This window comes from Mergibacter septicus (genome assembly GCF_003265225.1).
Lineage (GTDB): Bacteria > Pseudomonadota > Gammaproteobacteria > Enterobacterales > Pasteurellaceae > Mergibacter > Mergibacter septicus.
Window position 1 is genome coordinate 507,457 of the sequence record NZ_CP022013.1, and the last position, 22,756, is coordinate 530,212.

General features: G+C 37.8%; 21 protein-coding genes and 1 riboswitch. Of the genes, 13 read left to right on the forward strand and 8 right to left on the reverse strand.

What is annotated here, in order from left to right:
* Positions 1-540: 540 nt before the first annotated feature.
* A complete protein-coding gene (locus CEP47_RS08870; RefSeq protein WP_322597386.1) occupies positions 541-1,527 on the forward strand; it encodes a sigma 54-interacting transcriptional regulator in 987 nt (328 codons plus the stop codon).
* On the opposite strand, the gene CEP47_RS02475 is transcribed toward CEP47_RS08870, so the two are convergent.
* Together CEP47_RS02475 and CEP47_RS02480 are read right to left on the reverse strand one after the other, a co-directional pair.
* Positions 1,501-2,247, reverse strand: a complete 747-nt coding sequence (locus CEP47_RS02475; protein ID WP_261919575.1) for a YwiC-like family protein — start codon at positions 2,245-2,247, stop codon at positions 1,501-1,503. The genes CEP47_RS08870 and CEP47_RS02475 overlap by 27 nt on opposite strands.
* 1 nt (position 2,248) lies before the next feature.
* Positions 2,249-3,436, reverse strand: a complete 1,188-nt coding sequence (locus CEP47_RS02480) for an FAD-dependent monooxygenase (protein ID WP_261919574.1) — start codon at positions 3,434-3,436, stop codon at positions 2,249-2,251.
* Between the two features lie 215 nt (positions 3,437-3,651).
* Here CEP47_RS02480 and miaB point away from each other — a divergent pair, with 215 nt between their 5' ends.
* Together miaB and pssA are read left to right on the forward strand one after the other, a co-directional pair.
* Complete coding sequence (miaB, locus tag CEP47_RS02485; protein ID WP_261919573.1) at positions 3,652-5,079, forward strand: tRNA (N6-isopentenyl adenosine(37)-C2)-methylthiotransferase MiaB; 1,428 nt, start codon at positions 3,652-3,654, stop codon at positions 5,077-5,079.
* Positions 5,080-5,256: 177 nt separating this feature from the next.
* Positions 5,257-6,630: a CDP-diacylglycerol--serine O-phosphatidyltransferase gene (gene pssA / locus CEP47_RS02490; protein WP_261919572.1), complete on the forward strand. Its 1,374-nt coding sequence runs from the start codon at positions 5,257-5,259 to the stop codon at positions 6,628-6,630.
* A gap of 66 nt (positions 6,631-6,696) precedes the next feature.
* Here the strand turns inward: pssA and argE are convergent, their stop codons facing one another.
* Complete coding sequence (gene argE / locus CEP47_RS02495; RefSeq protein WP_261919571.1) at positions 6,697-7,860, reverse strand: acetylornithine deacetylase; 1,164 nt, start codon at positions 7,858-7,860, stop codon at positions 6,697-6,699.
* A 119-nt stretch (positions 7,861-7,979) separates the two neighbouring features.
* On the opposite strand from argE, the gene argC reads away from it, so the two are divergent.
* The 3 genes from argC to argH all read left to right on the forward strand — a co-directional run bounded on the left by argC (position 7,980) and on the right by argH (position 11,297).
* On the forward strand, positions 7,980-9,017 hold the full coding sequence (gene argC / locus CEP47_RS02500) for an N-acetyl-gamma-glutamyl-phosphate reductase (RefSeq protein ID WP_261919570.1): 1,038 nt from the start codon (positions 7,980-7,982) through the stop codon (positions 9,015-9,017).
* On the forward strand, positions 9,017-9,790 hold the full coding sequence (gene argB, locus CEP47_RS02505) for an acetylglutamate kinase (RefSeq protein ID WP_261919569.1): 774 nt from the start codon (positions 9,017-9,019) through the stop codon (positions 9,788-9,790). The genes argC and argB overlap by 1 nt, the downstream gene beginning before the upstream one ends.
* Positions 9,791-9,923: 133 nt before the next feature.
* Positions 9,924-11,297, forward strand: a complete 1,374-nt coding sequence (gene argH, locus CEP47_RS02510; protein WP_261919568.1) for an argininosuccinate lyase — start codon at positions 9,924-9,926, stop codon at positions 11,295-11,297.
* Between the two features lie 127 nt (positions 11,298-11,424).
* Here argH and znuB read toward each other — a convergent pair whose 3' ends face one another.
* Positions 11,425-12,207, reverse strand: coding sequence for a zinc ABC transporter permease subunit ZnuB (gene znuB, locus CEP47_RS02515; protein ID WP_261919567.1), 783 nt, complete (start codon positions 12,205-12,207; stop codon positions 11,425-11,427).
* A 5-nt stretch (positions 12,208-12,212) separates the two neighbouring features.
* Positions 12,213-13,013: a zinc ABC transporter ATP-binding protein ZnuC gene (gene znuC, locus CEP47_RS02520; protein WP_261919566.1), complete on the reverse strand. Its 801-nt coding sequence runs from the start codon at positions 13,011-13,013 to the stop codon at positions 12,213-12,215.
* A 178-nt stretch (positions 13,014-13,191) separates the two neighbouring features.
* Here znuC and CEP47_RS02525 point away from each other — a divergent pair, with 178 nt between their 5' ends.
* From CEP47_RS02525 to CEP47_RS02545, 5 genes are all read left to right on the forward strand, one after another.
* The gene (locus CEP47_RS02525) at positions 13,192-14,127 is read left to right on the forward strand and encodes a KpsF/GutQ family sugar isomerase (RefSeq protein ID WP_261919565.1); all 936 of its coding nucleotides are present in this window, start codon (positions 13,192-13,194) and stop codon (positions 14,125-14,127) included.
* 9 nt (positions 14,128-14,136) lie between these two features.
* Positions 14,137-14,700 (forward strand): KdsC family phosphatase, encoded by a 564-nt coding sequence (locus CEP47_RS02530; protein ID WP_261919564.1) that lies wholly within the window; start codon positions 14,137-14,139, stop codon positions 14,698-14,700.
* 168 nt (positions 14,701-14,868) lie between these two features.
* Positions 14,869-15,903, forward strand: a complete 1,035-nt coding sequence (locus tag CEP47_RS02535) for a Fe(3+) ABC transporter substrate-binding protein (protein WP_261919563.1) — start codon at positions 14,869-14,871, stop codon at positions 15,901-15,903.
* 83 nt (positions 15,904-15,986) lie between these two features.
* Positions 15,987-17,687, forward strand: a complete 1,701-nt coding sequence (locus CEP47_RS02540) for an ABC transporter permease (protein ID WP_407657794.1) — start codon at positions 15,987-15,989, stop codon at positions 17,685-17,687.
* A gap of 4 nt (positions 17,688-17,691) precedes the next feature.
* Complete coding sequence (locus tag CEP47_RS02545) at positions 17,692-18,768, forward strand: ABC transporter ATP-binding protein (protein WP_261919561.1); 1,077 nt, start codon at positions 17,692-17,694, stop codon at positions 18,766-18,768.
* 31 nt (positions 18,769-18,799) lie between these two features.
* Here the strand turns inward: CEP47_RS02545 and CEP47_RS02550 are convergent, their stop codons facing one another.
* From CEP47_RS02550 to queC, 3 genes are read right to left on the reverse strand one after another with little or no spacing between them, the layout of a single operon-like run.
* Positions 18,800-19,432 (reverse strand): 7-carboxy-7-deazaguanine synthase QueE, encoded by a 633-nt coding sequence (locus tag CEP47_RS02550; RefSeq protein ID WP_261919560.1) that lies wholly within the window; start codon positions 19,430-19,432, stop codon positions 18,800-18,802.
* Between the two features lie 2 nt (positions 19,433-19,434).
* Entirely contained in the window at positions 19,435-19,869 is a 435-nt protein-coding gene (queD, locus tag CEP47_RS02555) for a 6-carboxytetrahydropterin synthase QueD (protein ID WP_261919559.1), read from the reverse strand.
* 5 nt (positions 19,870-19,874) lie between these two features.
* Positions 19,875-20,606, reverse strand: coding sequence for a 7-cyano-7-deazaguanine synthase QueC (gene queC / locus CEP47_RS02560; RefSeq protein WP_261919558.1), 732 nt, complete (start codon positions 20,604-20,606; stop codon positions 19,875-19,877).
* A 2-nt stretch (positions 20,607-20,608) separates the two neighbouring features.
* Positions 20,609-20,653: riboswitch (PreQ1 riboswitch) on the reverse strand.
* Between the two features lie 136 nt (positions 20,654-20,789).
* On the opposite strand from queC, the gene CEP47_RS02565 reads away from it, so the two are divergent.
* Together CEP47_RS02565 and trxB are read left to right on the forward strand one after the other, a co-directional pair.
* On the forward strand, positions 20,790-21,638 hold the full coding sequence (locus tag CEP47_RS02565; RefSeq protein WP_261919557.1) for a co-chaperone YbbN: 849 nt from the start codon (positions 20,790-20,792) through the stop codon (positions 21,636-21,638).
* Between the two features lie 116 nt (positions 21,639-21,754).
* The gene (gene trxB, locus CEP47_RS02570; protein ID WP_261921002.1) at positions 21,755-22,705 is read left to right on the forward strand and encodes a thioredoxin-disulfide reductase; all 951 of its coding nucleotides are present in this window, start codon (positions 21,755-21,757) and stop codon (positions 22,703-22,705) included.
* The last annotated feature ends 51 nt before the right edge of the window (positions 22,706-22,756 follow it).

Below are 22,756 nucleotides of genomic sequence, written 5' to 3' on the forward strand. Positions count from 1 at the left end.
AGTAACGGCGTTATTTTTATTAAGATTGATGATATTGCCGAGTTTCAAGTGGCATATTTATGCGGTAAGTTAGGCAAAATTGCTGGTGTTAAACAGGTTAAACCGATTAATTATTTGCCGAATGAACGCCGCAGCATTGAATTAAATGCGTTGTTGGAATCTCTCCCTAATCCTGTTTTATCTTTAGATCTAAATGGCAAGATCGAGTTTGCCAATCAACAAGCGAGAATGTTGTTATTACCACTGCTGGAGGTAAAGGCGAAAAATCAGCCGTTGCCTTCTGTTTATCAACCCGATAGTTTGCAAGGCATTGCCTTGACAAAATTATTACCTGAATTAGCACAAGCGAGTTGTTTTCAAACCTTTATTTCATCGCCAAGCAAGAGTGATCGACAACTTAGCTTACACCCTATTTCCCTCTCTGTACCACTTGATGATGAAACTTGGCGATTAGATCTCTTGCCTGTGTATTTGCACGAAAACAGCCAACAACAGCTATTAGGTAGTGTGGCGGTATTGCAATCGCATCAAAGTTTACGTATTGATTTACACCAGTTTAGTGCAAGCCAAAATAATACTTTTGCTGATGTGGTAGCTGAAAGTGATGCAATGGCGAATTTAGTCGATCAAGCGAAGAAATTTGCCTTTCTTGATGCACCGCTATTAATTCAAGGCGAAACAGGTTCAGGCAAAGAGTTGATCGCCAAAGCCTGCCATAATTTGAGTTTTCGCAACAATAAACGTTTTATTGCGGTTAATTGTGCTGGCTTACCAGCTGAAGAGGCTGAAAGTGAAATGTTTGGCTATCGAGGGGCAGGAAAAGAGACGATCGGCTTTTTTGAATATGCCGATGGGGGAACGGTTTTATTAGATAATATTGCTGAATTATCGTTGCCAATGCAGGCAAAATTGTTACGTTTTTTAAATGATGGCACTTTTCGCCGAGTGGGGGAGGAAGCCGAGCGTTATGTTGATGTACGGGTTATCTGTACCAGTCAAATTCCCTTATCTGTCTATGTTGAACAAGGAGTGGTGCGAGAAGACTTATATCACCGCTTAAATGTTTTGACACTCAATATCCCAGCCTTGCGTGATCGCCAAGCCGATATTCGTGCTTTAGTTAAACTTTTTGTCGAGCAAATAACTGGGCGGTTTGGAATTCCAAAACCTTATTATTCAGCAGAATTTGTACGCTATTTAATCGATTATAACTGGTCTGGCAATGTGCGAGAATTACATAATGCGTTATATCGAGCCTGTTCTTTAGTTGAAAATGGCGAGTTGACCATTGCTGGATTAAAACTCAAAGATAAGTTATTACCCGCCTTTAATCTTGAAAGTTTTACCCAAAGTTTAAACCAAGCAAATCAACCGATTAAATTAGATCAGATTGTCGGACAGTTTGAAGCCTCTATTTTGCAGAAGTTTTATCTTGAATACCCAAGTACGAGAAAATTAGCCCAATATTTGGGGGTATCCCATACCGCCATTGCGAATAAATTACGTCAGTATGGGATCAAGAAATAGTGGTAGGAAAAAGAAGAAGGTGGTAATAAATTCTCCAATACCAGTTTGTTTGACCGATAGTTTATATTTTGGTAACAGGATTGCCCTTAAACAAGGAAAAGTAAAGGCTAGGGCTAAGCTGGTGTTATCCCAGTAGAGTGATAAACCGCAACAAAGCAGATGAAAAAGAACTGATGCTTGATAATAGCGAGGATTTTTGCGTTCTCTTAATACACTTTTGACGTATAAGGTAGAGCCGATAAAAAATAAACTCGGTTCTATCCCAACTTTGAGACTTCCTAGGTCAAGGCGTTGTTGCGGAAAATAATAGGCAAGCACGCCAACCAAAGAAAAAATAAAGATTGCGGTTAAATCATTTCCTAAAGCACGTTCATTTTTAGTTTTGCTGTAATAAATATTGATTGCTACCAAAGGAAGGAATAACGGAACAAAATAGAGAATGGTTGGATTATAGAATAATGCTGGTAGTGCGAAGATAACGGCAGTTGTAGCATAAATACCGACCCATTTTCGATAAACTTCAACTTTTTTAGCTTTGAATAAAGCGAGTAAGGGATAGCTCATTAGATAGGCGGAAATCCAAGCGAAGAAGAGTGCGATTTGTTGCCAAACGAAGTGATCGCCAAGATATGTACCACTAGAAGCGAGAAACGAACCATAGAGAAATGGCATTAATGCCATTACCACTGCTCCGTGTTGATTAGAGACCAATAATTTCATTTTAATATCCAATCGCATATTTTAACGCTTGGCGTTTGAGTGGAGTGCATTTATTCGCTAATAACAAGCCTAAATTACGCCCAATTTTTAGGGGAAGAAGATCATCTTTAAACACTTTATAAAAAATATCCATACCCGTTTGCATTAAGAGATTATCTCGCTGGCGTAGTTGTTGGTAACGTTTGAGAAGGCGATCATCGGCTAGCATATCTGCAACACTAATCCCTTGTTGCTGTGCTGTTGTCATTATCTCAAGCAATGTTTTGACATCTTTAAATCCAAGATTAACTCCTTGTCCTGCCAGTGGATTGATTGTGTGGGCGGAATCACCAATGAGGACAATTCCATTTTTAACATAGTCTAAAGCGTGGCGGCGAGTTAGTGGAAAGCTCCCTTTATTTTGGACTCGCACAGCACCTAAACGGCTTGGAAAAGCTCGTTCAATCTCCAGTGCTAGTTGATCATTGGATAATGCCTGTAATTGTCGAATTTTAGCTGGGCTATCATACCAAACAAGGCAGGCTTGTTTGCCAATTAAAGGTAAAAAGGCTCTTGGTCCGCTTGGAAAGAATTGTTGCCAAGTAATATCTTGTTGGGCTAATTCTGTTTCAACTACTATTAATAGACAATCTTGTCGATATTGCCAGCCGTGTAAGCCAATCCCTGCAATCTCTCGCCATTTTGAATTTGCACCATCGGCAGCAATAATTAAGCGAGTGGTGAGTTGTTGTCCATTGTCTAAGTTAAGTTGCCATAGTCCTTGCTGGCGTTGTTGGTTTACAACTTTAACTGCTGTGTAGGTATTAACATTCTCAAAACAAGCAAGAGCTTGCCATAAACCTTCTTGAATGAGGATATTTTCAACCATATAGCCTAGCTCACTCAGTTGTAAGTCGCTGGCACTAAATCGGGTTTCAAAACCGTCTAGCTCCCAAGTGGCTAAATGGCGATAAGGGCAAACTCGGCGAGCAGCAATATAATCCCACGCTTTAAGCTGTTGTAATAAGTCAACAGATGCACGACTAATTGCTGAAATACGGAGATCATAGGGGGAGTTAGGTTGAAAAGGCGAAAGCGAGTTTTGTTCAAGCAGGGTGATTTGCAGTCCTAGTTGCCCTAGTCCTGCCGCACAAGCTGCACCAACCATACCCCCACCGATAATAACAATATCTGTTGTTTGCTGTTGCATTGAGTTTTCTCTGATAGTTACGCTATTGAAAATTTGCTGGCAATTATGGCGCAGTATTCTACCTTGAATAGCGTTGTCCGCAAAGAAAATCATCATTCTTGAGCTATTTTAACTGGTTATTGCCAGAGTAAATCGGTAAAATATGCCGATTAAATTAGCGACCTTAAAAGTGACGGAATATTGCCGTCTGAATGTTTGACTATTAGAAAATGACAATGACACAAAAATTACATATTAAAACTTGGGGCTGCCAGATGAATGAATATGATTCAAATAAAATGGCAGACTTATTGAATAGCACACACGGTTTTGAATTAACGGAAAATCCTGAAGAAGCAGATGTTTTACTGCTTAATACTTGTTCAATTCGTGAAAAAGCACAAGAAAAAGTGTTCCATCAATTAGGACGTTGGAAGGATCTGAAGAAAAATAAGCCTGATCTGGTGATTGGGGTTGGTGGTTGTGTGGCTTCACAAGAAGGGGAACATATTCGAGATCGTGCACCTTATGTTGATATTATTTTTGGACCACAGACCTTGCATCGTTTGCCTGAAATGTTGAATCAAGTTCGTGGCGGTAAAAGTTCGGTGGTGGATATCAGTTTTCCAGAAATTGAAAAGTTTGATCGTTTACCTGAACCAAAAGCTGAAGGGCCAACCGCTTTTGTTTCAATTATGGAAGGTTGTAACAAATATTGTTCTTTCTGTGTGGTGCCTTATACTCGTGGTGAAGAAGTTAGCCGTCCTGTTGATGATGTGCTGTTTGAAATCGCTCAGTTGGCAGAGCAAGGCGTACGAGAAGTGAATTTATTAGGGCAAAATGTTAATGCTTATCGTGGTGCTACTCACGATGGTGGTATCTGTACTTTTGCCGAGTTACTACGCCTAGTTGCGGCGATTGATGGGATTGATCGTTTACGTTTTACCACCTCACACCCTATTGAATTTACCGATGATATTATTGATGTTTATCGTGATACGCCAGAATTAGTTAGCTTCTTACATTTACCTGTACAAAGTGGTTCTGATCGAGTGTTGACGATGATGAAACGTAACCATACCGCTTTAGAATATAAAGCGATTATTCGTAAGTTACGCCAAGCTCGTCCAGATATTCAAATTAGCTCAGATTTTATCGTTGGTTTTCCGGGAGAAACTGCTGCCGATTTTGAACAGACGATGAATTTAATTGCTCAAGTTAATTTTGATATGAGTTTTAGCTTTATTTATTCTGCCCGTCCGGGAACCCCAGCGGCTGATATGCCTGATGATGTGAGTGAAGAAGAGAAAAAACAACGTCTTTACTTATTACAAGAGCGGATCAACCAGCAAGCAGCCCAATTTAGTCGGCGTATGCTTGGCACCGAACAACGAGTATTGGTTGAAGGACCATCAAAGAAAAATATTATGGAATTGACAGGGCGAACAGAAACTAATCGCATTGTCAACTTTGTTGGTTCACCAGAGATGATTGGTAAATTTGTTGATATTAAAATTACTGATGTTTATACCAATTCATTAAGAGGTGAGGTTGTTCGTACCGAAGATCAAATGGGATTACGGGTTGAACAATCTCCTCAAGCGGTCATCAATCGTACTCGCAAAGAAGATGAATTAGGTGTTGGGCATTATGTTGTAAATTAAGTTCATACCACTGTAAGTTGCCCCAACTTTATGTCGGGGTTTATTTTTTAAGTTATAGCTCTTTAATTTTAGCTTGAATATTTGACTTGTGAGAAAAAGTTGTTTGTAATAGCACCTTTAGGTTATAGCTGTTGTATCAACAAGACGTTAGTTAATCCACAGAGATCCTTAGACGATATGTTATTATCAAAATTAAAACGAGCAGAGAAGCATTTAAATGCTTTGCCTGCTTTTCCTATCTGTCAAGAAGAAATCAATTTTATTCTTACCCCTAATCATTTTAAACAGCAAATTTTAACCCATATCGCCCGAGCGAAACGGCGAATTTATCTTACGGTACTATATTGGGAACAAGATGAAGCTGGGCAGGAAATTATGCACGCTGTTTATCAGGCAAAACAGGCAAATCCACAGCTTGAAGTCAAAATCTTTGTGGATTGGCATCGTGCTCAACGGGGGCGTATTGGTGAAAGTAATGGACGAAGTAATGCAGATTGGTATGCTGAGATGCGTCAACAATATGCCCTTGATGAAGTGATGGTATATGGTGTTCCTGTTAATACTCGAGAAGTTTTTGGGGTGCTACATATCAAGGGATTTGTTTTTGATGATACGATTTTATATAGCGGTGTGAGCTTAAATAATGTCTATTTATCGCAGTTTGAACGGTATCGCTATGATCGTTATCATTTAATCCATAATCCTGCATTAGCAAATAGTATGGTCGCATTTTTAAATGAGTATTTGTTAGAGTCAAAAGCGGTAAAACCTTTAGATCAAGTACGACCAACCACGAAAAGTTTTCGAGTTGCAATCCGTGATTTTCGTAAAGGATTAATTTTTAACGGTCAATATCATCTCAGTTCCCAATTAGCCCAACCTAACCAGTTAAAAATCACCCCACTTTTTGGTTTAAGTCGTACTAGTCGGTTTAGTAATAGCAATAAATTAAATAAAACGATTGAAGCCCTATTTACTGTGGTAAAAAATAAGTTGGTGATTTGTACGCCATATTTTAATTTTCCTCGTTCACTTCAACAACGTTTGCGTACCTTATTAAATGATGGAAAACAGGTGGAAATTATTGTGGGAGATAAAACAGCGAATGATTTTTATATTCCACCAACGCAACCTTTTAAATTAATTGGTGCTTTACCTTACCTTTATGAAAAGAATTTACGCCATTTTGCCCAACGCTTTGCCCATTTTATCCAAAACGGGCAGTTAATTATTCGTTTGTGGAAGGACGGTGAAAATAGTTACCACCTAAAAGGTATCTGGGTTGATGATGATTATTTATTGCTTACAGGGAATAACCTCAATCCAAGAGCGTGGCGATTAGATGCTGAAAATGGCTTATTAATTCACGATCCGCAACAACAAATACAGGCACAAAGCCAAGCTGAATTGGCGCAGATTCGTACTCATACCACTTTATTAGCTGCTGCGGATCAGTTGGAAAAAATGGCGGATTATCCTGCACCAGTACAAAAAGTTCTACGCCGATTTAGCCGTATTAAAGCCGATCATATTGTGAAGATGATTTTATAGCTTGGTGAGATTATCAGTCAGTTTAACGGGAATTATCTTGTCGATAATTCCCGTTTTGTTATTAGATTATTTGCAAAAGGTTAGAATTAATTTTTCCAATAGGGTTAAGGTCGGTTGGACAAACTCTAGGGAAAGATATTCATTCGGTTGATGGGCTTGCTCGATTGAACCGGGACCTAGGACTAAAGTTGGACAGAGTTGTTGGATAAATGGGGCTTCGGTACAGTAATTTACCGCTTCACATTTTTCCCCCAGTAATTTTTCGACTACTTGGACAATCTCGGCAGTGTGGCTACATTCATAACCGGGGATACCTTGATGGAGTTGTTTTATTTGAATTCGATCTCCCCAACGTTCTAACAATGGGCGTAATTTTTGCTGTACCATTTCTTCCAGATCGTTGACGCTTAGTTCAGGCAAAGGGCGGAGATCATAATGTAATTCGCAACAAGCACAAATCCGATTGATGGCATCTCCCCCTTGAATGACTCCTAGATTGAGTGTTGGATAGGGAACGGCAAAAAGTGGATTATGGTATTTTTGTTGGAGATCGTTACGCAGTTGTTGCAAATAGTTACCTGCCTCAAGGATTATTTCTATTGCATTAATTCCTTTTGCTGGATCGCTTGAGTGGCCTGATTTTCCGATCACCTGTACCGCTTGCCCAAGATGTCCTTTGTGGGCACGAATAGGTTTTAGTGAGGTTGGTTCGCCGATGATAGCACAGTCGGGATGAATACGACTTTGTTGGGCGAAGGTTCTCGCACCTAACATTGTAGTTTCTTCATCGGCTGTGGCTAAAATGCGTAATGGCTTGGTCAATTTAGTTAGATCAAGATGGCGGAGGGTTTCAATCACAAAGGCAAAAAAGCCTTTCATATCGGCAGTACCCAAGCCATAAAATTTTCCTTCTTTTTCGGTTAAACAAAATGGATCATAATCCCAGCGTCCTTGATCAAAGGGGACGGTGTCGGTATGCCCTGCGAGTAATAATCCCCCTTTACCGTGATTTTGTTCTTCGCCATAGGTGGCGAGTAAATTATATTTTTTTCGTGTGCCTTCAACCGCTAGAATGTCAGTTTTAAACCCAAGATCAGTAAGCCAACTTGCCATTTTTTCAAGTAAGGGGAGGTTGGTTTGATCCCAATGAGGATCATTGATACTGCTAATAGTGGGAATAGCAATTAATTCGCTATAAAGTTGTTTAAAGCTAGGAATTTTTGTAGCCATAGTGATGATTACCTTGACGTGTTTTCTTAAATAAAGATTGCATATATTTAATTTTTATGCAAAATTATAGCATAAATATTCAAAATTAAATCTATTCTATCAATTATTACGGTAGTTTTATGCAGCAGACACAACAACATACCTTTCAAACCTTAAATACAATTATTATTGGTGCCAGTGGTTATACTGGTGCTGAATTAGTCAGAATTTTACAGCAACACCCCTATTTTAATTTAATGGGTTTGTATGTCTCAGCGACAAGTCAGGATAAAGATAAAGCGATTTCACAAATTTATCCACAATTAAAATCTATCGTTGACCTACCTTTACAACCTTTACCTAATGATCTCGTGCATTTAGCACAAAATTGTGATCTGGTTTTTTTGGCAACGGATCATCAAGTTAGCCACGATCTTGTCCCCATTTTTGTTAAAAATGGGTGTAAAGTGTTTGATTTATCAGGGGCTTATCGAGTGAATAATAGGGATTTTTATCCGCAATATTATGCGTTTGAACATCACTATCCAGATTTATTATCGCAAGCGGTTTATGGGTTAGCTGAATGGAATGCCGAGCAGATCAAACAGGCTAATTTAGTTGCTGTTCCGGGGTGTTATCCAACCGTTTCTCAACTTTGTTTAAAACCTTTAGTTGAGCAAAATTTGCTTGATCGTTCACAATTACCTGTTATTAATGCGGTCAGTGGTGTTAGTGGTGCGGGTCGAAAAGCGAGTTTAACCTCTTCTTTTTGTCAAGTGAGTTTAACCGCTTATGGTGTGTTTAATCATCGGCATCAACCAGAAATTGCAACCCATTTAGGGCAGGAGGTTATTTTTACTCCTCATTTAGGCAATTTTAAACGGGGTATTCTTGCAACCATTACTGCAAAATTGAAAACAGGCGTAACGCCTCAACAAGTAAAAGAGGCATTTCAACAGGCTTATGCAAAGCAACCTTTAGTCCGTTTATATTTTGATGCTTTGCCGACTATTCAAGGGGTCGAGTTTACCCCTTTTTGTGATATTGGCTTTGTAGTGGATAAAGGGCATATTATTTTGATTGGTGCAGAAGATAATTTATTGAAAGGGGCGGCGGCACAAGCAGTACAATGTGCGAATATTCGTTTTGGTTTTCAACAAACAGAGGGATTATATTAATGAAACCTGTGGTCTTTAAAGTTGGTGGTGCGTTATTAGATAAACCAGAAGCGATTGTTACCCTTTTTCAAGCATTAGCTAAATATTCTCAAGTGGCTAGTCGTCCGTGGGTATTGGTACACGGTGGTGGTTGTGTGGTAGATCAACTATTACAACGCCTTAACTTTAATGTCGAAAAGAAAAAGGGTTTAAGAGTAACACCTAGTGAACAGATTGATGTTATTGTCGGTGCATTGGCGGGTATTGCTAATACTCATTTAGTTGCTTATGCCAAACAGCAAGGACTTAATCCTGTTGGCTTAAGTTTGGCTGATGGAGAAATATGTCGTGCTGAAGTGTTTGATCCAGAATTAGGTCGGGTGGCCAATAGTCTGCCTAATCGTTCTCATTTACTCAATTTACTATTACAGCAAGGATATTTACCGATTATTAGCTCAATAGCAGTGGACGATCAAGCAAGGCTAATGAACGTCAATGCTGATCAGGCTGCTTGTAGTATTGCTACCTTGCTAGAAGCTGATTTGGTTTTACTTTCTGATGTTGCTGGGGTTTTAGATCAACAGGGACAACTGATAGCTGAATTAAATGCTAAACAGGTTAAGCAATTAATCGCAGAGAATATCATTACAGAGGGTATGATCGTGAAGGTTGAAGCTGCTTTAGCAACAGCACAACAACTGCAACGAGCGGTCGAGATAGCCAGTTGGAAGCAGCCAGAACAGGTGGCAGAATTATTGCTAGGCAAAAGGGCTGGAACACGCATTTTACCCTAGAAAGGGTATTACAAGAAAAAATATATCAAAGGTAGAGTGCCAATTAGATTTAACTTATTGTAAATTAGGTAAGATTAAATGTGATTAAGGCAATTTATAATTAGTTAAACAAAAGTAGTAAAAGGTGGTTTTTATGGCACTGTGGGGTGGGCGGTTTACACAAGCTGCTGATCAGCGTTTTAAACATTTTAATGATTCATTATGTTTTGATTATCGTTTAGCACAACAAGATATTGAAGGTTCAATTGGTTGGTCAAAAGCATTGGTTAGTGTCAATGTATTTACGGTCGAGGAACAACAACAAGTTGAACAAGCATTACTTGAATTGAAAAAAGAGATTGAAGTAAACCCAGAAGCTATCTTACAAGATGATGCGGAAGATATTCATAGTTGGGTTGAAAGTAAATTAATTGAGAAAGTAGGCGATTTAGGAAAAAAATTGCATACGGGTAGAAGTCGTAACGATCAAGTTGCTTTGGATATTAAATTATGGTGTAAGCAAGAAGTTACCGCTTTGCAATCTGCAATTTTAGCATTGCAACGCAAACTGGTTGCAACTGCAAAAGCACACCAAAATACAGTAATGCCCGGTTATACCCATTTACAACGAGCTCAACCTATTAGCTTTGCTCACTGGTGTATGGCGTATGTTGAAATGTTGGATCGGGATTATAGCCGTTTAGCTGATGCTTATCAGCGAATGAATACTAGCCCATTAGGTAGTGGGGCTTTAGCTGGGACGGCATACCCAATCGATCGTGATCAGTTGGCACAAGATTTAGGTTTTAGAGAAGCGACTCGCAATAGTTTAGACAGTGTTTCAGATCGTGATCATATTGTTGAACTGCTTTCAACGGCAGCGTTAAGTATGGTACATCTTTCTCGTTTCGCAGAAGATCTGATTATTTTTAATAGTGGTGAAGCCAATTTTCTTGAATTATCAGATCGAGTAACTTCTGGTTCTTCATTAATGCCACAGAAGAAAAATCCTGATGCTTGTGAATTAATTCGTGGTAAAGCGGGGAGAGTGTTTGGAGCGTTAAGTGGTATGCTAATGACGTTGAAAGGTTTACCTCTTGCTTATAACAAAGATATGCAAGAGGATAAAGAAGGTATTTTTGATGCTATTGATACTTGGCACGCTTGTTTAGATATGGCAACACTGGTATTAGAGGATATTAAAGTACACGATGATAAAACTCGTGATGCCGCCTTAAAAGGTTATTCAAATGCGACAGAATTAGCCGATTATCTTGTGGCTAAAGGCGTACCATTCCGTGATTCACATCATATCGTTGGAGAAGCGGTTGTTTATGCCATCAGTAAAGAAAAAGCGTTAGAAGAATTGCGTGTAGATGAATTTAAGCAGTTTAGTGATGTTATTGCTGAAGATGTTTATGCGATTTTATCGCTTGATTCGTGCTTAAATAAACGTTGTGCGAAAGGTGGGGTATCCCCATTGAGAGTGGCTGAAGCGATTGAACAGGCGGAGCAGCGTTTAAACTAAATATGTAGGTGGTAAATATTGGGTTAGTCAAGATTTGATTAACTAAATTTAACTCTTTGAATTTAATTAGAAAAATAGCGGAAATACTTCCGCTATTTTTATTGATACTGTTGAATAAAGCATTGGTTTATTCTGGTTGTGGTTTTAATAACGATAGGGTAAATAAAAATGATGAAGCAATGACCACTGAAGGTCCAGCTGGCGTGTCGTAATAGGCAGATAATGTTAAGCCGAGCGAGATTGCGATCATACTAAAACCTATTGCAAAAATAACCATACTTTCAGGGGAGCGGGCAAAGCGTCTTGCAGTTGCAGAAGGAATAATTAACAGGGCTGTAATAATTAATGCTCCGACAAATTTCATACTTAAAGCAATAGTAACAGCGGTCAATAACATTAAGATTAAGCGAGTTTTTTTCACATTAATGCCTTCAACTTGGGCTAATTCAGGGCTAATCGTGGTGGACAATAACGCTTTCCACGACAGTAATAATAGACTAAGAACAACGGTAACCCCACCTGCAATTAAATAGAGATCGGTATAGCTAATGGATAATAAATCCCCAAAGAGATAGTTAATCAGATCGACACGAACATCAAGAAAACCTATTACTACCACCCCAAGTGATAAGCTAGTATGAGCGATAATACCGAGAATAGTATCGACAGCAAAGCGAGTATGCCCCTCTAACCATACTAATACGAGGGCTAATACAATCACTAAAGCTAAAATAGCGACATAGGGATTAAGTTTAAAAATAACCCCTAAAGCAACGCCTAAAATGGCTGAGTGGGATAAGGTATCGCCAAAATACGACATTTTTCGCCATACGACAAAAGCACCTAAGGGAGCGGTGATCAATGAGAGTAAAATGCCTGACAGCCAAGCGGGAAATAAAATTTCAAACATAGTGTTTAATCCTTATTGAACTGATGTTGACAGTCAGAACGGTGGTGTTGTCCTGAGCAACAAACATCACCGTGAAGGTTATGTTTATGGTTATGGCGGTGTGTATAGAGAGCTAAGCCAGTTTCTTTACCAATTTGTTCACCAAAAAAACCGATAAATTTAGGGTGGACGACTACTGTTTCAGGCGTACCAGAACAGCATAAATGCCGATTAATACATAAAACGTGATCTGTATTTGCCATCACTAAATGTAGATCGTGTGATACCATCACCACAGCACAATGTAAGAGATCCCGTGTTTGATTGATGAGCTGGTAGAGTTCAACTTGCCCACTAATATCAACGCCTTGTGTTGGTTCATCAAGTAATAATAAGTTTGGTCGGCTTAAAATTGCACGAGCAAGCAACACACGTTGCATCTCACCACCCGATAATTTATGAATACTACTTTTTCTCAAATGGGCGATAGAGAGTAAATTTAAAGTGTGATCAATTTCTGCTGGCGTGATACCTGCTTTTAAACTGAGAAATTTATCAACATTAATTGGAAAAGTATGATCTAAATGAATTTTTTGTGGTACGTAACCAATTTTCAGTCCAGCGTGATAAATGACCTCACCAGCCTGTGGTTTGATTAGCTTTAAAATAACCTTTAATAAGGTCGATTTACCACCACCATTAGGGCCGACAATGGTCGTGATCGAGCGAGCATCAACACGCAAATTGATTTTCTCTAAGATATTTTTCTCTCCGATAGTGACTGAAATATCACGTAATTCAATCAAGGTTTTTGGTTGTTCGGTCATTTTTATCCTTTAATTTTTTGGCGAGGTTGAAATTAAATATAAAGAGAGATAGGGGATTATTCTATGCAAATAACAGTATAGAGAAAAGAAAAACCATAAAATTATTAGGGTAAAAGATTTTTTCAACCGTTAAATTCCGCTAAAATGACGGCAATTTTGTTGATAAAAGGAGCAAAAAATGAATTATCTTGAAATTGCTAAACAAACGTTAGCAGTTGAAGAACAAGCTTTAAACCGTTTACAACATCAACTTCCTGAAAATTTTAATCAAATTATTGAATTAATTTTGAATTGTCAGGGAAGATTAGTGATAGGTGGTATTGGTAAATCAGGTTTAGTTGGCAAAAAAATGGTTGCAACTTTTGCCTCAACGGGAACGCCAAGTTTCTTTTTACACCCCACCGAAGCCTTTCACGGTGATCTTGGTATGCTCAAACCAATAGATGTTGTACTTCTGATTTCTTACAGTGGTGAAACTGATGATGTCAATAAACTTATTCCGAGTTTAAAGAATTTTGGGAATAAAATTATTGCAATGACGGGGAATTTACAATCGACATTAGCGAAGCACGCAGATTATGTATTGGATATTTCAGTTGAACGAGAAGTTTGCCCAAATAATCTTGCTCCAACAACATCGGTGTTAGCGACTATGGCGTTAGGTGATGCGATTGCCGTTGCATTGATTAGAGCAAGGGATTTTCAACCTGCGGATTTTGCTAAATTCCACCCGGGAGGCAGTTTAGGGCGGCGTTTACTTTGCAAGGTGAAGGATCAAATGCAAACACGTTTACCTATTGTTAGTCCAGATAGTCCGTTTACCGAATGCTTATCAACAATGAATGTAGGCAGAATGGGGGTAGCGATTGTGATGGAGGATCAGCAATTAAAAGGCATTATCACTGATGGGGATATTCGGCGTGCTTTATCGGCAAAAGGAGCGGAATGTTTAGGTTTGACCGCTAAGGCTTTGATGACCTATACTCCAAAAGTGATTGATGCAGATGCCTATTTATCTCAAGCAGAAGAATATATGAAACAGCATAAAATTCATTCATTAATTGTTGTCGATCATCAAAAACAGGTGGTCGGTTTAATTGAGTTTTCAAGTTAAGGAACGAAAATGCAAGCGAAATTAAGTAAGATTAAATTAGTGATTACCGATGTTGATGGGGTTTTAACTGACGGCTCTCTGTATTATGGGGCTGATGATAGTGTGGCTAATGCTGGTGTTGAAATTTTAAAAGTATTTAATGCTAGAGATGGCTTAGGAACTAAAATGTTGCTAAATAATGGTGTACAAGTTGCAATATTATCTGGACGAGATTCAAAAGTGTTACGAAAACGGATTGCAGATCTCGGTATATCATTATTTTCATTAGGAAAATTAGATAAGCAAACTGCCTGTTTAGATTTAATTGAACAGGCAGGCGTAACCGCCGAGGAAACTGTATTTTTAGGTGATGATAGTATTGACCTTCCTGCATTTGAAATTTGTGGTCTAGCTTATGCTGTGGCTGATGCAGCAGATTATATCAAAGCAAAAGCTGATGGAGTCTTAAGTAAAGCGGGAGGAAAAGGTGCATTTCGGGAGCTAGTGGATTTAATTCTCACCGCACAAGGTAAAGCGAATGTATTTACAACGGCAGAAGGTTTTTTAAGCAGCGCTAATAAAATGAAACAATAATTGATAAAAGTGACTAGATTTTTTAATAAGTAAAGAATAGCAAATCTAGTCTTTTTATTTTTATTGGTTTTTATACAAATGATAATAATTATTATTGACAGGTCGCAAATTGCGATGTAGTCTTACCGCAGATTTTTTAACACTAATTTGTTAAATTTGAGAGGAACTATGAAAAAGTCAGTTATTACCGCTGGATTATTAGCCGCAGTATCAATGGGTGTCGCAACGACATCTTTTGCATCGAATGAAGTAAATGTTTATTCTTTCCGTCAACCATATCTTATTCAGCCTATCTTAGATCAATTTACGCAAGAAACAGGGATTAAAGTTAACTTTATTTTTGATAATAAAGGCTTAGTTGAACGTGTAAAACGTGAAGGCGAATTAAGTAATATGGACGTTTTACTGACCGTTGATATTAGTCGCATTATGGAAGCGGTAAATGCTGGCGTTACTCAACCTGTACATTCTAAAGTGTTAGAAGCAAATATTCCTGCTCAATATCGTGATAGCCAAGATCGTTGGTATGGTTTAACTGTCCGTGCAAGAGCAGTCTATTCATCAAAAGATCGTGTTGGTAAATTACCACCTTCTTTCACTTATGAAGATTTAGCTAAACCAGAATTTAAAGGTAAAGTCTGTGTACGCTCAGGTAAACACCCTTATAATGTTTCTTTAGTTGCTTCAATGATTGCTGAAAAAGGTGAACAGAAAGCAAAAGAATTTTTAGTTGGTTTGAAAAATAACTTAGCGAAAAAACCACAAGGTGGAGACCGTGATCAAATCAAAGCCATTAGCGAAGGTGTATGTGATTACTCATTAGGTAATAGCTACTATTACGGTAAAATGCTAACAGACAAAGATCCTGCGACTGTTGCTGCAGCAGAAAATGTGTATATCAATTTCCCTAACCAAGAAACAACAGGAACCCACGTTAATATTAGTGGTGGTGTAGTAGGAAAATATGCACCAAATAAAGAGAATGCGATTAAATTACTTGAATATTTAAGTAGCGATCACGCTCAAGAATTATATGCTGATTTAAATAGTGAATACCCAGTTAAACCGGGAGTTAAACCATCTAAATTAGTTCAATCTTGGGGAACATTCCGTGCAGATAAATTACCATTAGTGAAAATTGCAGAAAATTACGATAAAGCACTGAAGTTAGTTGATGAAGTGCAATTTGACTTGGTTAAATAGATATTCAATTAAGCATAAGTTATCAATTTAGGTGGTTGTTTTCACAGCCGCCTTTTACTTTTTCGTTGCAGTCATATTTTTAAATGAAGACTTTTTTCTCTAAGATTTTCTCATCAATTCGGTTTGATAAGATTAAAATAAATTTACTAATTATTTTAATTAGTGCCTTTTTTTTAATGCCAATTTTAGCGATTTTTAGGCAGTCAATTGGTGATAGTAGTACAAGTATTCGCCATTTATGGCAAACCGTCTTAACAACATATTTAGAAAATTCATTATTATTGGTGTTAGGTACGGTACTTATCAGTTTAATCCTTGCTTTGCCTTGTGCTGTTTTGGTCTCACGTTATCAATTCCGTAGTCGAGCAGTATTACAATGGTTATTGTGTCTCCCTTTAGCAATTCCAGCGTATCTGTTAGCCTATTTTTATACTGATTTTTTAGACTATTCAGGGGTTTTACAACGTAGTTTGCGGGCGTGGTTTGGTTGGAAAACTGCTCAAGATTATTGGTTTCCATCAATCAGAACCTTAGAAGGGGCTTGTATTATCCTAGGGTTGTCGCTTTATCCTTATATTTTTCTCTTAAGTCGGTTAGCTTTGTTAGAGCAAGCTGAAAATTTAAGCCAAAGTGCAGCTTTACTTGGTGCAAAACGCTGGCAGATTTTTTATCGGGTTACTTTACCTTTAATTCGCCCAGCGATTGCTGTTGGTTGTGCTTTAGTCGCTATGGAAACTTTAGGGGATTTTGGAACAGTATTTTATTTTGCCGTTCCGACCTTAACTACTGCAATTTATGATACTTGGTTAGGTTTTAGCGATTTACACGCTGCTTCACAGATTTCTTTAGCAATGCTCGGTTTAATTACGCTGTTTATCCTGTTGGAGCGTTATGCTCGGCGGCGTCAACGGCACTATCAACGTGGAAGTGAAAAAACACATAGTTTAAAACCTTTAAAGGGAATCGCAAGATTACTGCCAATTTATGCTTGGACAATCGTTATTTTTGCTTTTTTTCTGCCAATATCTCGTTTGTTATATTGGTCTTGGTTGTATTTCGATCAAGCGTGGAGCGAAAATTTTGGGCAGTATGCATTAAATAGTCTTTTAGTTTCATCTCTTGCGATGGTGGTTTGTGTCGTATTAGCTTTATTACTCCATTTTTATCGCCGTTTACAACAAAAACAGATTGCTAATTATGGTTTACGTTTTGCAACTTTAGGCTATGCCATTCCGGGAACAGTATTAGCAATCGGTTTATTAATTCCATTGACTGGTGCGGATCATTTATTACATTCCCTAACAAAATTTTTAGGATTGCCTTCTTTCGGTTTGATTTTTTCAGGTTCGATAGTCGCTTTAGTGGTTGCCTATGTTATCCGTTTTTCAACAATGGCTGTAGGGAGTTTGGATACGGCATTAGCCAAAATTCCACCATCATTAGATATGGCAGGTAGAACGTTAGGGCATTCCCCTTTTGCAGTATGGCGAAAAATTCATTTTCCATTGTTACGTAAAGGCATACTGACTGCATTATTGATGGTGTTTATTGAGAGTATGAAGGAATTAAATGCGTCATTATTACTACGTCCATTTAATTTTGATACGCTAGCCACTCACGTTTTTACCTACACTTCTGATGAACAGTTAGAAAAAGCGGCATTACCAGCAGTAGTCCTAGTTTTAGTGGGATTATTACCTGTTATTTATATTACCCGTTCTTTGTTATCTGAAAGCACTACTAAACCTTTTATAAAAATTGAAGATAAGTGTCAGCAAGAGTAATTATATGAAAACTTTAACTTTAAATGCGATTTCTTGTCGCTATGATCGTCAAACGGTATTAGAAAATCTTAATTTAGAATTAGAAGGTGATGATATTGTATGTTTGCTTGGTGCGAGTGGTTGTGGCAAAACGACTTTGTTAAAAGCGATTGCAGGCTTATTACCATTAACACAAGGCGAAATCCTTTTAAAGGAAAAGGCACTCCATCATATACCACTTGAACAACGTCAGATCGGATTAATTTTTCAAGATTATGCACTTTTTCCGCATTTAACTGTGGCAGAAAACATTATCTTTGGTCTATGTTACCAGCCTGCTTGTTGTAAAGGTAAGGTATTACGCAAAATGACTGATTTAGTGCAGTTGACAGGGTTAGAGCAGCGTTATCCACATGAACTTTCAGGTGGACAGCAACAAAGGGTTGCTATTGCTCGTGCTTTGGCGTGTGAACCACAATTGCTTTTATTAGATGAGCCTTTTTCTAATATTGATAGTCAAGTTCGTTATCAATTAATTGCTGAAATGCGACAAATTTTGAAGCAGCACGCTATTCCCGCTATTTTTGTTACTCATAGCAAAGATGAAGCCTTTATTTTTGCTGATAAATTAGCACTTATGGATCAAGGAAAAATTGTTCAGTTTGGTTCGCCTCAACAGTTGTATCAATTTCCAAATAGTCGTTTTGTTGCTGAATTTTTAGGGAAAACCAATTATTTTCCTTGTCATTTTCAATCTGAAACACACTATCATACCCCATTAGGTCACTTTGATTTAGAGCAACCTGCAAAGTTTGCTGACCGAGTTGATGGTAACATTCAAGCTGGAATGCAAGCAGAATGGTTACTTCGTCCTGAAATGCTACGCTTGTCATCGGTTGATGATCCTAGTTTAGCAAATGTTACCTTAAAGCAACGCCTATTCTTAGGTGGTGTTAGCCGTTATCTCGTTGAAGTGGATAATCAGATGGATAATCAAGCTAAGCCACAACTTTGGTTACAGTGTTGTGAGCCATATACTGTTGGTAGTCGTTTACGTTTGACTATTCGCCCACATCAAAAGGTATTTTTTACACCACGTTAATTTTTAACGAAAGTGTTAGATATTTTGGAGTTTACTCAATGCCAATTAATTTGTGTGTTTGTAAACTTAATTGCCAATGAATTGGGCTAGATTGATTTAATTTTCCTAGTAGTTGAACGGTATCCAATAAGTTAAATTTGCCTTCAATTTCGCAAGGCGAAAGATAGTAATGTTCGGCTTTGATTTTTTCGGCAATTTGGTGGCAGAAAGAGAGAATTTCTTGTTGTTCTTGTTCATTACTAAGACTGTCATTAACAATCCGTACTTCATTTGCACGCTTTAGGCAGTTTTGCTGGTATTTTTGCCGATATAAGCGTTTGGGACTAGTGGCAATATAATCAATTTCGGTAGGGACTGGTCTTATTCCATTGGTTTCAATCGCTAAGAAATAGCCTAGTTGTTTAAAGTGGGTCAACAATTTTGTTAAATTAGCGACAATTGTAGGTTCACCACCAGTGATAATGATATTTTTGGCTTGAAAAGCTGTAACTTGTTGGCTTATCTGCTCCAAAGTCATGGATTTGAAACAATTATATTCCGTATCACACCAAGGACAAGTTAAGTTACATTTACCAAAGCGAATAAAAATACTCGGCATACCAGTATTGAAGCCTTCTCCTTGCAAGCTTTCAAAAATTTCAACAATGTTGTAACGTGTTTGCATAGTTAATCTGATATTTCCTTGTATTCACAATAAGAAGTTGGTGTTTCCCATAAACGAACACTAGAGATAGGTAAATTGGCTTTTGTTTTTAATTGATTGAAGATAAAGCGAGCCATTTCTTCGGCGGTGGTTCTTGTTTCTAAAGCGAAGGTTTTTAATTGCATACTTTCGAGTAATTGTGCGATTTTGCATTCTCTTTCGCTGAATTTGTCGTAAATAAAAGCGTGATCAAGTTGATCGATAATGAGTTCTTTTACTGCTTTCTTTACATCACTAAAGTCCATTACCATGCCACGTTTGGCACCCGTAGTATGTAACTTACCTGTGAGTTCAACTTGTAATTTATAAGTATGTCCGTGTAAGTTTTGGCATTTACCATCATGTCCATCAAGTAGGTGTGCCATATCAAAACTAAATTCTTTACTAATCTTTATCACTTTCTTCACCTTAATTCTTCTTTTTGCTGCTTTTCGGCTAAATATTGCTTTAAGCCTTTTTCACGTAATTGACAACTAGGGCATTGATGACAGCCACCTTCAATACCGAGATAGCAAGTGTGAGTATTTTTGATGATATAATCTAGGACACCTAATTGATCGGCTAATGCCCAAGTTTGTTTTTTCGTCAGCCACATTAATGGAGTAATCAGATTGAAGTGATAATCCATGGCAAGGTTTAAGGTGGTATTCATCGATTTAATAAAAGTATCTCGACAATCGGGATAACCGCTAAAATCGGTTTCACATACACCAATAATAATATCGTGAATGTTTTGGCTTTTAGCATAGATTGCACTATAAAGCAGAAAAAGTGCATTACGTCCATCAACAAAGGTATTAGGTAAGCCATTATCATTTTGTTGAATTGCCGTTTGTTGATCAATTAAAGCATTATGCGTAATACTTTGCATTACGCTGGTATCGATAATGGTCTGCTTTAGGTTTAAATCTTTTGCGATTGCTTTTGCTTTTTCAAGTTCGACAGCGTGGCGTTGACCATAGTGAAAACTGATGACTTCAACATTTTCTACGCCATAATGGGCAATGGCTTGAAATAAACAGGTGGTAGAATCTTGTCCGCCAGAAAAGATTACAATGGCTTTATCCGTAGTAGGAGTGAGAGAAGAATTAAGAATATTGAGGTTTTTGGCTGTTGTTGGGGTATTATTTGACATATATTTTCCTAGTTTTTTTACGTGGGAGGGTTGCGAACCACGAGTAATAAAAAACTATATTGTAATATAAAATTCGTTATCTAGCAAAAACTTAGAAGTGAGTTACAACGCAAAGATAAATTTTGTAAAAGCATATTAAGTCTAAATTTATTAAATTTTCATTTTTAATTAAGAGGAAAAGAAATGAATACAATAATTGAAATAAATCAACAAAATATTAATGATGTAATGATGAGTAGTCAGGAACGAGCCGTCATTTTCGTTTTTTATGCACCGAGTCAGCAGGAGTCTGTAGAGTATGTTACACAATTAGAAAGTTGGGTTAACCAACAACAAGGCGCAGTGTTATTAGCAAAAGTAAATTGTGAAAACGAAGCGATGTTAGCAGCTCAGTTTCGCATACAAGCGTTGCCAACTACCTATCTTTTTCGTGATGGTTCTCCCATTGATGCTTTTCAAGGGCGTTTAGTAGATGAACAACTATTTCAACGCTTAAATGTCATTTTACCGAAAGAAGATGAAGTTAAATTTAACCAAGCATTAGATCTATTAGCCTTGAATGAATATGAGAAAGCGTTACCTTTATTAAAAGAAGCGTGGGAGTTTGCGGATAAAAAGAATAGTGATATTGGTTTATTGTATGCAGAAACTTATATTACTTTAAAAAATATTGAATCTGCTCAAGCGATTTTAAAACAAATTCCTTTGCAAGATCGTGATAGCCGTTGGCAAGGATTGCAAGCCCAGATAGACTTATTAAAACAGGCAGCAGATACCCCAGAAATTCAACAGTTACAACAGGATTATCAACAAAATCCAACTGATGCTATTGCAATTAAATTGGCAATTCAACTGCATCAAGCTCATCGTAATGATGAGGCATTAAGCCTATTATTAACCATTTTAAAAAGGAATTTAAACGCAGAAAATGGTGAGGTAAAACAGCAATTTCTCTCGATTTTAGCGGCGATTGGTAATCATGATCCAGTAGTCCAACAATATCGTCGCCAATTTTATTCTTTACTGTATTAATTATTCGGTGAGATTTGATAGCGAATGTAGTGATGATTCGCTATAATGTTGCGAATTTTTGGCAGGGCGTTAGCCGCTGCCTTCACCGAATAGATGAAAGAATACCAGAGGTAAGAATGGTAAAACACGCTAAATTACTTATCTTAGGCTCAGGACCAGCAGGTTATACCGCAGCAATTTATGCAGCGAGAGCGAATTTAAATCCAGTGTTGGTTACAGGAATGCAGCCCGGAGGGCAATTAACAACAACTGATGAAATTGAAAATTGGCCGGGTGATGCAGAAAAAACAACGGGAACAGGTTTAATGCAGCGTATGCTTGAACACGCTGAAAAATTTGCGACAGAGATTGTTTACGATCATATTCATCGAGTTGATCTTTCAAAACGCCCTTTTACCCTATTTGGCGATAGCCAAACTTTTACCTGTGATGCTTTAATCATTGCAACAGGGGCATCGGCAAAGTATTTAGGTTTACCTTCAGAAGAAACTTATAAAGGTCGTGGCGTGTCTGCTTGTGCAACTTGCGATGGCTTTTTCTATCGTAACAAAGAGGTCGCAGTTGTTGGTGGAGGAAATACAGCAGTTGAAGAAGCATTGTATTTAGCCAATATTGCGAGTAAAGTTCATCTAATTCATCGCCGAGATACCTTCCGTAGTGAAAAGATTTTACTTGACCGTTTAGCTAAAAAAGTAGCAGAAGGTCAGATTGAATTACATACTGATCGCACCCTAGTAGAAGTTTTAGGTGATGATATGGGCGTAACAGGCGTTAAACTTCAGGATACAAAATCTGAATTTAGCGAACAACTTGTAGTTGATGGGGTATTTATTGCAATCGGACACGCTCCAAATACCGCTATTTTTGCTGATCAATTAACCCTCAATAATGGCTATATTGTTGTTAAATCAGGTTTAGAGGGGAATGCTACTGCAACTTCGGTAGAAGGTGTATTTGCGGCAGGTGATGTTATGGATCATAATTATCGCCAAGCAATTACATCTGCGGGTACAGGCTGTATGGCAGCTTTAGATGCTGAACGTTATCTTGATAGTCTTGCAGGCTAAGTGATCCCTAATACCCAAACCAATTAGGTTTGGGTTTTAATTTTATGTAAA